General features: G+C 58.5%; 12 protein-coding genes. 4 read left to right on the plus strand and 8 right to left on the minus strand.

Annotation, left to right across the window (positions count from 1 at the left end; genetic code table 11):
• Window positions 1-4: 4 nt before the first annotated feature.
• The 5 genes from MUU53_RS16735 to MUU53_RS16755 all read right to left on the minus strand — a co-directional run bounded on the left by MUU53_RS16735 (window position 5) and on the right by MUU53_RS16755 (window position 6384).
• Entirely contained in the window at window positions 5-1453 is a 1449-nt protein-coding gene (locus MUU53_RS16735; RefSeq protein ID WP_247261915.1) for a homospermidine synthase, read from the minus strand.
• A gap of 139 nt (window positions 1454-1592) precedes the next feature.
• On the minus strand, window positions 1593-2504 hold the full coding sequence (locus MUU53_RS16740; protein ID WP_343229118.1) for a heme-dependent oxidative N-demethylase family protein: 912 nt from the start codon (window positions 2502-2504) through the stop codon (window positions 1593-1595).
• On the minus strand, window positions 2497-3153 hold the full coding sequence (locus MUU53_RS16745) for an aminotransferase class IV family protein (RefSeq protein ID WP_247261916.1): 657 nt from the start codon (window positions 3151-3153) through the stop codon (window positions 2497-2499). The genes MUU53_RS16740 and MUU53_RS16745 overlap by 8 nt, the downstream gene beginning before the upstream one ends.
• Window positions 3102-4286, minus strand: a complete 1185-nt coding sequence (locus tag MUU53_RS16750; RefSeq protein WP_247261917.1) for an aminodeoxychorismate synthase component I — start codon at window positions 4284-4286, stop codon at window positions 3102-3104. The genes MUU53_RS16745 and MUU53_RS16750 overlap by 52 nt, the downstream gene beginning before the upstream one ends.
• Window positions 4287-4578: 292 nt before the next feature.
• Window positions 4579-6384 (minus strand): M3 family oligoendopeptidase, encoded by a 1806-nt coding sequence (locus MUU53_RS16755; RefSeq protein WP_247261928.1) that lies wholly within the window; start codon window positions 6382-6384, stop codon window positions 4579-4581.
• Window positions 6385-6626: 242 nt separating this feature from the next.
• On the opposite strand from MUU53_RS16755, the gene MUU53_RS16760 reads away from it, so the two are divergent.
• Both MUU53_RS16760 and MUU53_RS16765 read left to right on the plus strand, forming a co-directional pair.
• Complete coding sequence (locus MUU53_RS16760; protein ID WP_247261918.1) at window positions 6627-8165, plus strand: sigma-54-dependent transcriptional regulator; 1539 nt, start codon at window positions 6627-6629, stop codon at window positions 8163-8165.
• A 299-nt stretch (window positions 8166-8464) separates the two neighbouring features.
• Window positions 8465-10348 carry a peptidoglycan L,D-endopeptidase MepK gene (locus MUU53_RS16765; RefSeq protein ID WP_247261919.1) on the plus strand — a complete coding sequence of 628 codons (1884 nt, stop codon included), beginning with the start codon at window positions 8465-8467 and terminating at the stop codon, window positions 10346-10348.
• Between the two features lie 208 nt (window positions 10349-10556).
• Here MUU53_RS16765 and MUU53_RS16770 read toward each other — a convergent pair whose 3' ends face one another.
• The 3 genes from MUU53_RS16770 to MUU53_RS16780 all read right to left on the minus strand — a co-directional run bounded on the left by MUU53_RS16770 (window position 10557) and on the right by MUU53_RS16780 (window position 12124).
• The gene (locus tag MUU53_RS16770; protein WP_247261920.1) at window positions 10557-10826 is read right to left on the minus strand and encodes a DUF2312 domain-containing protein; all 270 of its coding nucleotides are present in this window, start codon (window positions 10824-10826) and stop codon (window positions 10557-10559) included.
• A 176-nt stretch (window positions 10827-11002) separates the two neighbouring features.
• On the minus strand, window positions 11003-11311 hold the full coding sequence (locus MUU53_RS16775; RefSeq protein WP_247261921.1) for a DUF1244 domain-containing protein: 309 nt from the start codon (window positions 11309-11311) through the stop codon (window positions 11003-11005).
• Between the two features lie 12 nt (window positions 11312-11323).
• Window positions 11324-12124, minus strand: a complete 801-nt coding sequence (locus MUU53_RS16780) for an N-formylglutamate amidohydrolase (protein WP_247261922.1) — start codon at window positions 12122-12124, stop codon at window positions 11324-11326.
• A 226-nt stretch (window positions 12125-12350) separates the two neighbouring features.
• Here MUU53_RS16780 and MUU53_RS16785 point away from each other — a divergent pair, with 226 nt between their 5' ends.
• Together MUU53_RS16785 and pyk are read left to right on the plus strand one after the other, a co-directional pair.
• Window positions 12351-12782: a DUF1036 domain-containing protein gene (locus MUU53_RS16785; RefSeq protein ID WP_377307216.1), complete on the plus strand. Its 432-nt coding sequence runs from the start codon at window positions 12351-12353 to the stop codon at window positions 12780-12782.
• Window positions 12782-14221: a pyruvate kinase gene (gene pyk / locus MUU53_RS16790; protein ID WP_247261923.1), complete on the plus strand. Its 1440-nt coding sequence runs from the start codon at window positions 12782-12784 to the stop codon at window positions 14219-14221. The genes MUU53_RS16785 and pyk overlap by 1 nt, the downstream gene beginning before the upstream one ends.
• The last annotated feature ends 166 nt before the right edge of the window (window positions 14222-14387 follow it).

Raw genomic sequence — 14387 nt, forward strand, 5'->3', positions numbered from 1 at the left:
CGCATCAGTTGCGCACAAGAATATTCTTGAACTGCCAGGGATCCTTCTCGTCCAGATCCTCTGGGAAGAGGCCCGGGCGGCCATCGAGTGGCGTCCAGTCCGTGTAGTGCCCTTCGACCGGGCCGAGATAGGGCGTCTGCACTTCGAGGCAGCGCTTGTAATCCATCTCGTCGGCTTCAACGATGCCAGCCTTCGGATTTTCGAGCGCCCAGACCATGCCGGCCAGAACAGCGGAGGTAACCTGAAGACCAGTGGCGTTCTGGTAAGGCGCGATCCGGCGGGTTTCCTCAAGCGAGAGGCGTGAACCATACCAGTAGGCGTTCTTGTCGTGGCCGTAGAGCAGCACGCCCAGCTCATCCACGCCGTCCACCAACTCGTCTTCGTTCAGAACGTGAAGCACGGGCTGTGCATTGCCGCCATTGCCGAACATTTCGTGCAGCGAAAGCACGGCATCATTGGCCGGATGGTAGGCGTAGTGGCAGGTCGGGCGGAAGCTGACCTCGCCATCCTTGTCGCGAACCGTGAAGAAATCGGCGATCGAGATCGACTCGTTGTGGGTCACGAGGAAGCCGTATTGCGGACCCGGCGTCGGGCACCAGGTGCGCACACGGGTGTTGGCGCCTGGCTGCTCCAGATAGATTGCAGCCTTGCAGCCCTTCTTGTGCTTCTTGGCGTTCTTCGGCATCCACTTCTCGTGCGTGCCCCAGCCGAGTTCAGACGGCTGCAGGCCTTCGGAGATGAAACCTTCCACCGACCAGGTGTTCCAGAACACGTTCAGCGGCTTGGGGTTCTTGGTGCGCTGGGTGTCGCGCTCGGCAATGTGAATGCCTTTCACGCCCACCTTCTTCATCAGCTTCGCCCAGCCTTCGCGGTCATCCACGCCAGGCTCTTCGAATTCGAGGCCGACATCCTTGGCAACGTCCAGCAGCGCCTGCTTGACGAACCAAGAGACCATGCCCGGATTGGCGCCGCAGGTGGACACCGCTGTCGTGCCGCCCGGATTCTTCTTCTTTTCCTGACGAACGGTTTCGCGCAGCGCGTAGTTCGTACGCTCGGAGTTCTTCATGTTCTTGTCGAAATAGAAGCCAAGCCAAGGCTCGACCACCGTGTCGATGTAGAGAACATCGAGCTTGCGACACAGCTTCATCAGATCCAGCGAGCCGGTATCGACCGACAGGTTGACGCAGAAGCCCTGGCCTTCGCCTTCGGTCAGAAGCGGCTTCAGCAGTTCCTTGTAGTTTTCCTTGGTGACATGCGACTGGATGAACCTGATGCCATGCTTGTCGAGAATGGCCTTGTCGTCGTCGCGCGGGTCGATCACCACCATCCGGCTCTTGTCGAACTTGAAGTGGCGCTCGATCAGCGGCAGCGTGCCGCGACCGATGGATCCAAAGCCGATCATGACGATCGGACCGGTAATCTCGCCATGAACCGGATAGGTCATTTCAATCATCTGTGTCTCCTTGAGGTGCAAGGGCGTAGAGCACCCGTGCATGGGGCCGCCAGCCTGTTGGTCGCCAGCGGGCCAATTGTGCCGGTTCTAGATCACAAAACGGCGACATAATAAAGTGTTGGGGCCGGTTCTGATCGCTTCAAAACTGATTTTTGGAGAGTGCCATCTGTCTCAATCGCTGAACGAGTGGTGACCGTTGCCGGTCCAGACCCTTGTAGGCGGCCTGCTCCCCGCTCAATCCATCCAGTTGATCTGCAAGAGCCAGCGCCAGGCGGCTTCCATCGGGGTGGGTGGCAAACAGACTGACGGGATCCAGATAGATCCGGATCGTGAAGACGATGTCACCCGTAACCGGCAGCTTCGTCAGGGTCTGACGTTCGACGCGCACGACAGCGGTCTCCGGCTCTGCCGCATCGTGGCCACCTGATTCCGGATGATAGAGTTTTTCCTGCCAGTTGATCGACCAGTTGAAGCGCTCGGCTGGTTGTTCCGGCAACAGATTGTCGAAGATGCGGTTCACCATCGTCGCATTGCGTGTTCCGCCCTGAAACCCCGGAACATGGGCGTGGATCTCTTCCATCGGACGATCAAACTTCTCTGCGAGCACCCAGGATGAGGGAAAGGAAAGATGCGCTGCCGCAACATGCCAGCCGGTTGCGCGGCGGCGCATGATCACCAGATCGTCCTGCACCAGAAATCCGGCGCGCATGAGGGGCGGAACGGCCTCGTCGGCAAGGTCTATCTGCTGGCCCGCGAAACTTATGATGGAGCCATCGCGCCGATAGACATAGGGGTGATCACGTTCCAGATGCAGGAGCAGGCAATCAAGGCATTCCTGTTGCGCATCAAGGCTGTCATGCGTAGCGCGAAACACATCGTGCAGCCGCTCCCCGGCCAGCCTTTTCTTCTCGCGCACATAAGGCGGCAAGTGCTGATCCGGCTCGATCCAACGGCTTGGATCGAGTGAGGAAAGACCTATCGTGAACGGACGAAGGCGTGTGGCATAGGGCGTATGGGTCAGCGGCATGAGGTTGGCATGTCGATCAGACAAGCTCGGCTGCGATCAACCCGCGCAACGAGTTGCCGACGAAGATCTTCCGATGCTTGAGATCTGCGGGCTTGAGGACTTCTGAGCGAGCCTTGCGTTCGCGAATGAGTTCCGCGCGCAAAACACCCGGCAGAAGACCGCAGTTGAGCGCCGGGGTCAGCAATTGTCCATCCTCGGCCTCGACGAAGAGATTTGTGATCGTCCCCTCGCATAGTTCTCCGCGCTCGTTCAGCAGGAGAACCTCATCCGCTTCGTCTGATGAAAACTCGGCGCGGGCCGCTTCATAGGGGTCGCGTCGGCTCGTCTTGTGCCGGAACAATGTGTCATCGGACAGCAGGGTTTGCTTGGCAATGCGAAGCTTCCAGACTGTACCCTCGGCAATCGGCTGGAACGGAGTGGCGGTTACCTCCGCCTTGCCTCGGAATGTCACGGTCAAGCGTGTCCGCATGGGGGTTGATGCTTCGGCCACGGCTTCCTCGAGCAGCTTGCCAACCTGCTGGGGCTGCCGAAAGCCCAGCGCATCCGCAGAGCGGGTCAACCGCCGCAGATGCTGGTCGAGGCGCAGGAAGCCCTGTTCAGGCTCCCAGCGAACTGTTTCGATCAGCGAGAAATCCGCTGCTGACTTACTGCGAAGCGCGCTTTGAGCAGGCATTCTTCATATTCCGCTTTTGCGTTCGAATCGAACACGATACCGCCACCGACATTGAAGACCGCTTTTCCATCCGGAAAAAGGGTCAGTGTGCGGATAGCCACCGAAAACCTCATGGGTCCGGCCGGATCGCAATAGCCTATCGCACCGCAATAGACATCTCGTGGTCCGGCTTCCAGCTTCCCGAGGATCTGCATGGCCCACATTTTGGGCGCACCTGTGACGGAACCGCAAGGAAAAAGTGCGGCCAGAATGTCCGGTAACCCGATATCCGGCAAAAGCTTCGCGCGGACATGGCTAACCATTTGATGAACCGTTGGATAAGTCTCGATGGAAAACAGCTTCGGCACATCGAGCGAACCAACCTCAGAGATGATCGATACGTCGTTGCGTAGGAGATCCACGATCATGCGGTTCTCGGCTTGCGTCTTCTCGTCCGCTAGCATTGCAGCAATGATTGCGTCGTCTTCGGCGGGAGTTTTTCCCCGCGGTGCCGTGCCTTTCATCGGATGGGTTTCGATCCAGCCGTCTTCGTCCACCCGAAAGAAGAGTTCCGGCGAGCGGGATACGATGGCCGGGCCGCCCAGTTCGATCAGTGCGCCGTACTGCACCGGCTGGCGTTCGACCAGAGACGCGAAAATGCCCGTTGGCGTACCTGACCATCTGGCATGGACCGGCATTGTCAGGTTCGCCTGATAGCAGTCACCGCGTCGCAGATGCTCATGCAGGGTGTCGAAGCGGATTTGATAGTCAGAGAGGCTCCAGGCAGCCTGTGCATCGTAGAGGACGGCTTCATTGTCGCCGATGGATGGCACCGGCACGTCGCTTTCGTGTTTCGGAGCCTCGAAAACGCCCATGCAGACTAGAGGAGTTTCCCGGTCATCGACAATCAGATGTCGCAGCTTCTCCTCGAAGATATGGCCTGCCTCATAGGATATGTATCCCGCCAGCCAGAAGCCGGAACGGCGCGCCTCCTCCAGACGCTGAAGGGCGGGAAGGATCTCGGCGGCGCGGTGCGCCCGAACGATTTTTCTTGGCGCACGAAAGACGCGTGACGTGCCGACGCGGTCGTCGCGAAATAGGGCATAGGGCCTCTGTTTTTTGCCGAATGGCTCTGGTGCTTCAATCCTGTTCATGGCCAAGGTCACTATAGAACAAGGCCTGTCGCTTCAATCCACACGGCATTCCATGTGCTTTTGAAGCGACATGAGGCTTGTTTGTGTCTCCCAAGGACGAGGTCCTTTTCCGGCAGCTTTTTTCTAGCAGCTTCGTGTTGGATCTACTATCGCATTTGCAATCCAAGGACGAAAATCGCGTTTTAAGGGCTAGCGCATTGCCCCTGAATACGGGATCACCTGCAATGCTCTATCTCTTTGTTTTTACGCAGTCCAGAAGCAAGACCGCTGACGCACTTTTACTGGATTTTCTCTATTTCTGGTTGTAAAGAGCTTCCAGCTCGTCGATCAATCCTTCTATCATCGAAAGGCCCTTGCTCCAGAAACCTGGATCGGTGGCATCGAGCCCAAAAGGCGCCAGCAGCTCGGAATGATGTTTGCTGCCACCGGCCTTCAAAAGATCGAAATACTTCTGCTGGAAGCCTTCCTCGGCGTTTTGATAGACTGCGTAGAGCGAATTCACCAGGCAATCGCCGAAGGCATAGGCATAGACATAAAACGGCGAATGAATGAAGTGTGGGATGTAGGTCCACCAGGTTTCATAGCCTTCCGAGATCCTGATCGAGGGGCCAAGGCTGTCCGTCTGGACAGAGAGCCACAGTTCGCCGATCTGCTCAGCAGTCAGCTCGCCTTGCCTGCGGGCTGAGTGCACCTTTCTCTCGAATTCGTAGAAAGCGATCTGGCGCACGACCGTGTTGATCATGTCCTCCACCTTCTGCGCCAGCATGGCCTTGCGCTCTCTGCTGTCGGCGGTCTTGTTGAGAAGTGCGCGGAAGGTGAGCATTTCGCCGAACACGGAAGCGGTTTCGGCAAGCGTCAGCGGCGTCTGGCACATCAGAGCGCCCTGGCCGCCTGCAAGTACCTGATGCACGCCATGCCCCAGTTCATGGGCCAGGGTCATGACATCGCGCGGCTTGCCGAGATAGTTGACGAGCACATAAGGATGGGCGGATGGAACGGTGGGATGGGCAAAGGCGCCGGGAGCCTTGCCGGGACGTGCGGGCGCGTCGATCCATTGTTCATCGAAGAAGCGGCGCGCAATGTCCGCCATTTCGGGCGCAAAGTTTCCGTAGGCGTCCAGAACCGTCTGCCGCGCCTGGCTCCAGGAAATCAGGGCCTTTGGTGTTTCCGGCAGAGGCGCATTGCGATCCCAGAAATTCATCTGCTCCATGCCAAGCCATTTGGCCTTCATGGCATAGTAGCGATGGGAAAGCCGCGGATAGGCATCGCGCACCGCAGCGGCCAGGGCATCCACCACCCGCCGCTCGACCCGGTTGGCCAGATGGCGGCTGTCGGCGATATCTTCAAACCCACGCCAGCGATCGGAAATCTCCTTGTCCTTGGCAAGCGTGTTGGTAATCAGCGTGAAAACGCGCAGATTGTCCTTGAAGGTCTTTGATAATGCCGCCGCCGCTCTGGCGCGAACCCCTTCGTCAGCTTCCTGAAGCAGATTGAGCGTGCGCTCCAGGGGAAGCTTCTCGCCATCGATCTCAAAGCGAAGTTCGCTCATGGTCTCGTCGAAGAGGCGATTGAAAGCGGCCGCACTCGTCATGGATTTTTCCAGGAAGAGCTGCTCCAGTTTGTCGTCCAGCTGGTAGGTCTTGTCCTTGCGCAGATCCACTAGCCAGGGGGCATAGTGAGCGGCCTTTGTGTCGCGCTTCAGGCAGCTGTCGATGATAGTGTCATCTATCCGGTTCAGTTCCAGCGTAAAGAACAGAAGATGCGAGGAAAGTTCGGTGAGCTTCGACTGGACATCGCCGTAAAACTTGCCGTTGGCAGGATCGGAGGTGTCGGAAAAATAGGTCAGGCCTGCGAAGGAACCGAGTTTTCCGGCCAGATCCTCCAGCGCTTCGAATTCCGCGATTGCTGCGCCGAGGCTTTCAGAGCCGGTCGCTTGTGCTGCCTGCTCGAGTTTGCCCTTCCACTTGGTCTCGAATGCCTGCGCAAGCTCTGCGGCCTTCTTCAGATCTGCGTTAAAGCTTGCGCTGTCGCGCGCCTCGTATAAATCCTGAAGGCGCCAGGTGGGCAAATCGCCAAGCGCGTCCTCGTTCTGGCTCAGATCTTGACCGCCGGGACTCGACGCGTGGGCAAATGCTGCATACGATCCGGGGTGACGAGGATGCTGAACGGTCAATGGTGATCTCCCAACTAAATTCTGGCGCAAATCGAGGCGCCTGTTCTGTTTTCCGTGACGGCAGTTAAAATGCAAGCATTTCCCAAAACAGGATATTCAACCCTTTCTGACACAACGATGTTCGATGGTCCCCGTCGAGGGACAGAACTTGAGCACTCGGAGCAAGCATGACGGCCCATATACTTGTTGTCGATGACGACCCAGTCCAGCGGCGCCTCCTGAAAAATGCGGTGGAGCGGCATGGACATACGGCTCACCTGGCCGAGAACGGTCGCATTGCTATCGACCTCTTGAAGCGCAACCGCCGCCAGTTCAATGTCATCGTGCTTGATCTGATGATGCCGGAAATGGATGGCCTTGGCTTTCTGCAAGCTGCGGCTGAAATCGACGTCAATGTTCCTGTGATCGTGCAGACCGGGCAGGGCGGCATTGAAACCGTGGTCCAGGCAATGCGGGCCGGTGCCTTTGATTTCGTCGTCAAGCCGGTCTCACCAGAGCGCATCGCTGCTTCCATTTCCAATGCACTGAAGGTGGATACGCGTGAGGCCAAGGTCAAGGCGACCCGCAAGACCAAGGGAACGAGTGTCGGCTTCGGTGACATTGTTTCGGCAAGTCCGGACATGCTGCGCGTCATCGACCTTGCCCATCGCGCGTCCCAATCCAACATTCCGGTCGTGCTTGAAGGCGAATCCGGCGTCGGCAAGGAAATGATCGCCCGCGCCATCCAGGCAAGCGGCGAGCGTGCTCACAAGCCGTTCATCACAGTAAACTGCGGTGCCATTCCCGCCAATCTCGTGGAAAGCATTCTCTTTGGTCATGAGAAGGGGGCCTTCACCGGCGCAACGGAGCGGCACACGGGCAAGTTTGTCGAAGCGGATGGCGGCACCCTGTTCCTCGATGAAATCGGAGAACTGCCGCTCGATGTCCAGGTCAAGCTTCTGCGTGCCGTGCAGCAGGGCGAGATCGAAACTGTTGGCGCATCCAGGGTCCAGAAGGTTGATGTCCGATTGATCTCTGCGACGAACAAGGATCTTATCCAAGAGGTCCGGGTCGGCCGATTCCGTGAGGATCTCTACTATCGCCTCAATGTCTTTCCGATCACCATCCCCGCCCTGCGCCGCCGCAAGGAGGATATTCCGCATCTCGCACGTGTCTTCACAGAGCGCTTCTCTGCCGAGCAGAAGCTGTCGACAACCCTGACCGTTGGCGCCAGCGCCATGGCGCTGCTAACGGCCTATGACTGGCCGGGCAATATTCGCCAGCTGGAGAACGCGATCTTCCGGGCCGTCGTGCTGGCGGAAGGGGCGGAGCTGACGGACAAAGACTTCCCGCAGATTGCGGCGCAAATTCCGGCCTATCAAAGCCCCGAGCTTCTGGCGACGATCGTCGAAACGCAACCTCATGACGACCCGCAGGAAGAACAGGCAGCGCTTTCCGATTTGCTGCGCTCGGCACGGGCCGACCATAACCGCACGAACAGTCATCACCATCTGACGAGCGATAACATCATCATCAGTACAGATGACAGCGGCGAGGTCCGCAAGTTGGCTGACGTCGAGGAAGAACTCATTCGTTTCGCGCTTAAATTCTATCGCGGCCAGATGAGCCAGGTGGCGAGGAAGCTGGGAATCGGACGGTCGACCCTTTATCGCAAGCTCAAGGATTACGGGATTGACCCTGACGACCCTTTGAAGGAGGCGGCGTGAACCCCGCGTCGCCTCCGAACTAAGCCCATATCATCACGAGTTAGGGAGCGCCTCGCTGACGCTCCCTTATGCGTTTGCGCGTTTACCTTCGGGTAAGGATGGATTGTTACGTTCCGTCAACCATTCAGTAGTCATTTGTTGACCATGAAATAAATGCTTGTACACGTGTGGCAGATTTGCCATCGTGTAACCGCAATTCACGGTCATGTGAGGCAGCACCGGATGTTGTCAATCGGACGGGGAACGTTTTGCCGTATCAGAATGCAGATTCCACGCCTTCGGGTGACAACGGACGGCGAATGCTAAGCCGCGTGGCGCAAGCTGTGGCCAAAGCGGCGAAGGCGTCAATGCTCGGGCTTGCCCTTGGTCTATCCCTGAACATCCTGCCGGTCAGCAATGCAGCCGCAGCAAACGAGACTCGCAGCCTCAAGCTCTATTTCGTGCATACCGGTGAGCGCGCCGTCATTACCTACAAGCGCAATGGTCGCTTTGATCCCAAGGGCTTGCAGGAGCTGAACCGTTTTCTGAGAGACTGGCGCCGCAATGAACCGACCCGCATGGATCCGCGCCTTTTCGATCTCGTCTGGGAAGTGTACCGCCGGGTTGGTGGGACCGAGTACATCCATGTCGTTTCTGCCTATCGTTCGCCCAACACGAATGGCATGCTGCGCTCGCGCACCAAAGGGGTGGCAAAGAACAGCCAGCATATGCTGGGCAGGGCGATGGACTTCTTCATTCCTGGCGTGAAGCTTTCAACCCTGCGCGAAACCGCCATGAAATTGCAGGTCGGCGGTGTCGGCTTTTATCCAAGCTCAGGTTCACCCTTCGTGCATCTTGATGTCGGCGGTGTTCGCGCCTGGCCCCGCATGTCGCGACAGGATCTCGTGCGATTGTTTCCAAACGGAAATACGGTTCATCTTCCCGCGGATGGCAAGCCGCTTCCCGGTTACGAGCAGGCCGTTGCCGATTACAAGCGCCGTGTCGCAGCCGATTCCATTCAGATCGCAGGGACTGCCGGTGGCGTAAGCTCCGGTTCGAGCGGCAAGTCCAAGAACCTCTTTGCAATGCTGTTTGGTGGTGGAGATGAAGAGGAGGATGCGGAAGAATCCGCTCCAACCATGGTCGCGCAGCGTCCAGCACCAACACGCGCCGCAGCCTCTGCGGCTTCCGAAGACGAAGAAGGTCCGGCACTCGCACCGGTTGCCGTGGCAACGGCCGCACCTCCAGCACAGCCACAGCAGGTGGCCATTGCCGCTCCGGTTCCGTTGGCACGCCCGGCATTTCGCCAGGAGCCAGAGCCGGGCAGCCTTGCGACGGCGCTCTATTCTCCACAGCGCGACACGGCACAGCAAGCCATTGCGGCCGCCATGCCTGCAAGTCCCGCTACGCCGCTTGCACGCCCTTCGCCTGAAAACGCCGGATTTGCCGATCTCGCCAGTATGTCGGTCCCTGTTCCAACCCTTCTCGGTCCACGTGGCCTGAAGGGTGATGCGCTGGGTGTGACAACAGCTTCACTCGGTCAGCCTGGAAGCGATGAATACATGCTGGCCTCGGTTCCAGTGCCAGCCCAGCGTCCTGCTCTTGCGCAGGTTCGTGCCGAGACTGTTGCCGCCGCGACCGCACCGCAGGAGACAGACAAGCAGGCGCTGACACCTGACCTGATTGCCGAACTGGCACGGACCGCGGAAGAGCCGCAAAGCCCTGTCGTCTCGGCCCCGGCAGTTCCGGTTCCGGCAAAGCGCGAGCCCCAGCAACAGGTCGCCCTTGCGTCACCAGCGCCGGTGGATACGGGTGCCCGGGGCATGATATTCAACGATGGTTTTGATCCACCAAAGCCTTCCGCAGAACCGCCAGCGCCGCATCCTGCCCGTGCGGCACAGCCCAAGCCGCCACGCCCGCAGGACATGCAGAACGTGCGGGCCGTAAAGGGTGGTGCGGTGACGAAGCTTGGTGGAACGCCAGCCACTCCTGACGCCAAAGTTCTAACCGGGGATATTCTGGCGAAATGGGCAAGCTCCAACAGCCGCCCGGACCCGAGTGCGTCCTCAAAGGCGCCGCGCCTGATGACCCGCGTCTTCAGTACGGATTCCGCCAGTGCCTATAGCGGCGGTTTCCGCCCGGTTTCGCAGGCGGTTGCCGTGGATCCCAATCGTTTCAGCGATGCCAATACCGTAAAGCCCTGAGCGGCGCTACGGAGAGCGATCTCGAAGTTTCAAAGCATCTGCCGGTTGATGAAATCCATCGATCTGCAGGTGCTTTTTTTGCCGTGAACTACGGCCATGTCGATGCTGTGCGGACATGGGGGAGGGCATGTTTTATGTCAGCCCAAACAAAAATACCCGCCGAGGGGTCTCGGCGGGTACGTCTTATGCGATAAAGCTCAGTTGCCGATCAGGCGGCTTCGTCCGCCGGGGCAACGACCATGCCCAGAGCCTGCAGGTAGGTATCGAGAATGAGATCCTCTTCCATACGCTCCTGCTCATCCTTCTTGCGAAGGGCGATGACCTTTTTCAGGATCTTGGTGTCGAAGCCCATGGACTTGGCCTCGCCATAGACATCCTTGATGTCGTCCGCGATGGTCTTCTTTTCTTCTTCCAGTCGTTCGATGCGCTCGACAAAGGCGCGGAGTTGGTCGCGGGCGACGCCATGAGCATCAGACATCGGGGCCTCCTGTCAGATTAAGGATTTGGGTGTGGCGAGTGCCCGTCCGGACACGCGCTAGCATCTGTTCGCAGGCAGCAGCAGGAGGATCATCATGACCGGCCCGACCGCTGTCGTCTTGGGTCGTCCAAGTGCCGTGAACTCATGGCAAGGTCAAGGCGTTTTCAAATCACACCTCACGATTTGTGCGGGCTGCTGCTCTCGAAGGCTGCCTTTTGTGCATCGTTTGCCTCGGCCTGGTACCGCGCCTTCCACTCTTCGTAGGGCATGCCATAGACCATTTCTCTCGATTGATCCTTGGTGACGGAAAGGCCAGCTTCTTCAGCTGCCTCCCGATACCAGTTGGAGAGACAATTGCGGCAAAAGCCTGCGAGATTCATCAGATCGATGTTCTGCACATTCGTCCGGTTGCGCAGGTGGGAGACAAGGCGACGGAAGGCGGCAGCCTCCAGTTCCGTCTTTTGCGCCTGGGTCAGTTCGCTCATGGCTTCATTCCTTCAAGGTTCGGACGGGTAGGGGCCGGTGCGGGACGCAAACACCATGTATTCGTGCAAGTCCGGCCGGGCGTTCAGGGTCTCGAAGATCGGCGCCAGCCGATCCGCCCAGGCCGCAATGCCGCTGTCGTTGCCGATCAGATCTTGCCGTACTTCCAGCAGTGCATGAGGAATGCCCCGCACCATGCAATGGCGGTACATGGTGTCGTTCCTCAAGGCTCCGTCGTAGGGTTCGTTGTCACCCACCAGAATGTCCCCGGTTTCGCGCAAGAGCGCGATCAGCGGATGCACGGCGCGATGATCGGTATCCCAGAGCACTGCCGCATGCCAGGGTCTGGGCGTCCCCTTCCAAGCGGGCGTATAGGAATGCAGGGACAGCACCAGAGGCGCCTTGCCTGCCTTGGCCGCGACCTTCGAGATCGCCTGATCAACTGCATGATGGTAGGGCCGATGAAACCTGTTCAGCCGGTGCTGCCATTCCTCGTCGCTGATAGGGTAATTGCCGGGAATGATGGCGCCGTCGGAAATCTTCATGATCAGCGTTGGATCATCCTCGCCCCGGTTCGGATCGATCAGAAGGCGCGAGAAACAAGATAGAACTGCAGGAACACCAAGCCTTGATGCCAGCTGCCTTGTAAGACCTTCGATGCCGATATCATAGGCTATGTGACGCTGAAATGCCGATGCATCGAGACCCAGCGAACCGTAGCATGCGGGAAGACGGTTCATGGCGTGATCTGCCAGCAGAATCATACCTTTCGTATCGTCTCCATCAATGATTTCGTGCGATTCGAACTCGTGCATGTCGATAAAGGGCTGCCTTGCTTATGTCCATTTTGTCTTTGATGGCATGGCTGACAATCGTGGCGCAAGCAGGAAAGTAGACAAGTCAACCGTGGCTTACGGTAATTTAATCGATTAGATTTTGTTGACTTTCCAACGCTCGCGGGCCAAGACAGTGCAGATCATTTCTCATGGAGTCCCAGCGGAAGCCGTGTCGACAATTAAATTCTCATCCATTCTTCTCAAGCTGATACCGGCAATTGCGCTGCCTTTGATCGGCGCGCCGGTTCTTCTGGCCGCAGCACCTGCTCACGCGGATTTTCGTGTCTGCAATGGCACGCAAAACCTCGTCGGCGTGGCCATTGGCTATCGCGCCGCCGAAGGCTGGATTTCTGAAGGGTGGTGGCAGGTTCCGGCCTCCAGCTGCGCGACTCTCATTGAGGGTGACCTGCAATCCCGCTACTATTATCTCTACGCGGAAGATGCCGCGCGTGGCGGGCGCTGGACCGGTGACGTGAACATGTGCGTTGCCGAAAACGAGTTCAAGATCACCGGCGTCGGTGATTGCTTCGCTCGCGGGTATCAGCGCATGGGATTCAAGGAATATGACACGGGCCGTCAGGGAAGCTGGATGGTCCAGTTGTCTGATACGCCTGGTACGCAAGAAGGCCAGAACTGATGAAGCGCAATCGCAAAGTAAAGATCCTCGCAACGCTGGGGCCTGCCTCATCCGACGAGGCGATGATCGAGAAATTGCATCTGGCAGGCGCCGACCTCTTCCGCATCAACATGAGCCATGCCAGCCATGATGTGATGCGCATGCTGATCGAGCGGATCCGCTCGGTCGAAGCGCGGAACGGCCGCCCCATTGGCATTCTCGCCGACCTGCAGGGTCCCAAGCTGCGCGTCGGAAAGTTTGCAAATACCAAGGTGACCTTGGCTCCCGGCCAGACCTTCACGCTCGACAACAACGAAGCGCCGGGTGATGAAAACCGTGTTTTCCTGCCGCATCCGGAAATTCTGGAGTCCGTAAAGCCGGGTCATCGCCTGCTGATCGACGATGGCAAGCTGATGCTGAAGGCGGAAAAGTGCGACGGCAAGAGCATTGTCTGCACTGTGGTTGCCGGAACCTCCATTTCTGACCGCAAGGGCGTCAGCCTGCCGGATACGTTGCTCGCCGTTGGTGTTCTGACCGACAAGGACCGCGCCGATCTCGATGCCGTTCTTGCAACCGACCAGGTGGATTGGGTGGCGCTTTCCTTCGTGCAGCGTCCGGAAGATCTGGCGGAAGTGCGCAAGATCTCCAAGGGTCGCGTCGGCCTGATGTCCAAGATCGAAAAGCCACAGGCCATCGAGCGCATCGAGGAAATCATCGAGCTTTCCGACGCGCTGATGGTGGCTCGTGGCGACCTGGGCGTGGAAATGCCGCTGGAAACCGTTCCGGGCCTGCAGAAGCAGTTGACCCGCGCCTGCCGCCGCGCCGGCAAGCCGGTGGTCGTTGCCACGCAGATGCTGGAAAGCATGATCACGGCGCCGGTTCCGACCCGCGCTGAAGTGTCGGACGTCGCCACGGCCGTGTTCGAAGGTGCGGACGCTATCATGCTGTCCGCGGAATCCGCGTCCGGCCAGTATCCGGTCGAGGCGGTCTCCACCATGGCGTCCATCGCCAGCACGGTAGAGCAGGATCCCTACTATTCGAACATCATCTATGCGCAGCGTCCGTCGCCGGAAGCGACTGGAGCCGATGCCATTTCGCTTGCTGCGCGCCAGATTGCCGAGACGCTGAAGCTTTCCGCCATCGTGACCTATACCTCGTCCGGTACAACCGGCTTGCGTGCTTCGCGCGAGCGTCCGCAGGTGCCGATCATTGCGCTCTCGCCGGTTGTGCAGACCGCACGCCGTCTTTCGGTCTGCTGGGGCCTGCATTGCGTTGTGGCCGAAGAGCCGAGCGATCTTGACGATATGGTTAACAAGGCCTGCCGCATCGTGGCGAATGAAGGCTTCGGAAAGCCCGGCGACCGCATCATCATTTCCGCCGGTGTTCCGCTAGGCACGCCCGGTGCCACCAACATGTTGCGCATGGCCTATATCGGCCCGGACGGCCAGTCCGGCGTCTGAGCCTCACCAATTCTGATGTCAAAACGCCCGGCATTGTCCGGGCGTTTTCGTTGTAATCAAAGTAAACCTCCACCTACGGTGGAGGACTAGACGAGTTCTACATCGTAGTGGAGAGACCTCCGGCTTGGACCGTTAGCGCGGACGAGACGTTAAACGGAGGTTTTAT

Origin of the sequence: Affinirhizobium lemnae, from assembly GCF_022968395.1 — a bacterium.
Lineage (GTDB): Bacteria > Pseudomonadota > Alphaproteobacteria > Rhizobiales > Rhizobiaceae > Neorhizobium > Neorhizobium lemnae.

Coding starts and splice junctions, on each gene's coding strand:
- MUU53_RS16735 (WP_247261915.1), bottom strand. CDS start 1,453: ATGATTGAAATGACCTATCCGGTTCATGGCGAGATTACCGGTCCGATC.
- MUU53_RS16745 (WP_247261916.1), bottom strand. CDS start 3,153: ATGCCTGCTCAAAGCGCGCTTCGCAGTAAGTCAGCAGCGGATTTCTCG.
- MUU53_RS16750 (WP_247261917.1), bottom strand. CDS start 4,286: ATGAACAGGATTGAAGCACCAGAGCCATTCGGCAAAAAACAGAGGCCC.
- MUU53_RS16760 (WP_247261918.1), top strand. CDS start 6,627: ATGACGGCCCATATACTTGTTGTCGATGACGACCCAGTCCAGCGGCGC.
- MUU53_RS16765 (WP_247261919.1), top strand. CDS start 8,465: ATGCTAAGCCGCGTGGCGCAAGCTGTGGCCAAAGCGGCGAAGGCGTCA.
- MUU53_RS16770 (WP_247261920.1), bottom strand. CDS start 10,826: ATGTCTGATGCTCATGGCGTCGCCCGCGACCAACTCCGCGCCTTTGTC.
- MUU53_RS16775 (WP_247261921.1), bottom strand. CDS start 11,311: ATGAGCGAACTGACCCAGGCGCAAAAGACGGAACTGGAGGCTGCCGCC.
- MUU53_RS16780 (WP_247261922.1), bottom strand. CDS start 12,124: ATGCACGAGTTCGAATCGCACGAAATCATTGATGGAGACGATACGAAA.
- pyk (WP_247261923.1), top strand. CDS start 12,782: ATGAAGCGCAATCGCAAAGTAAAGATCCTCGCAACGCTGGGGCCTGCC.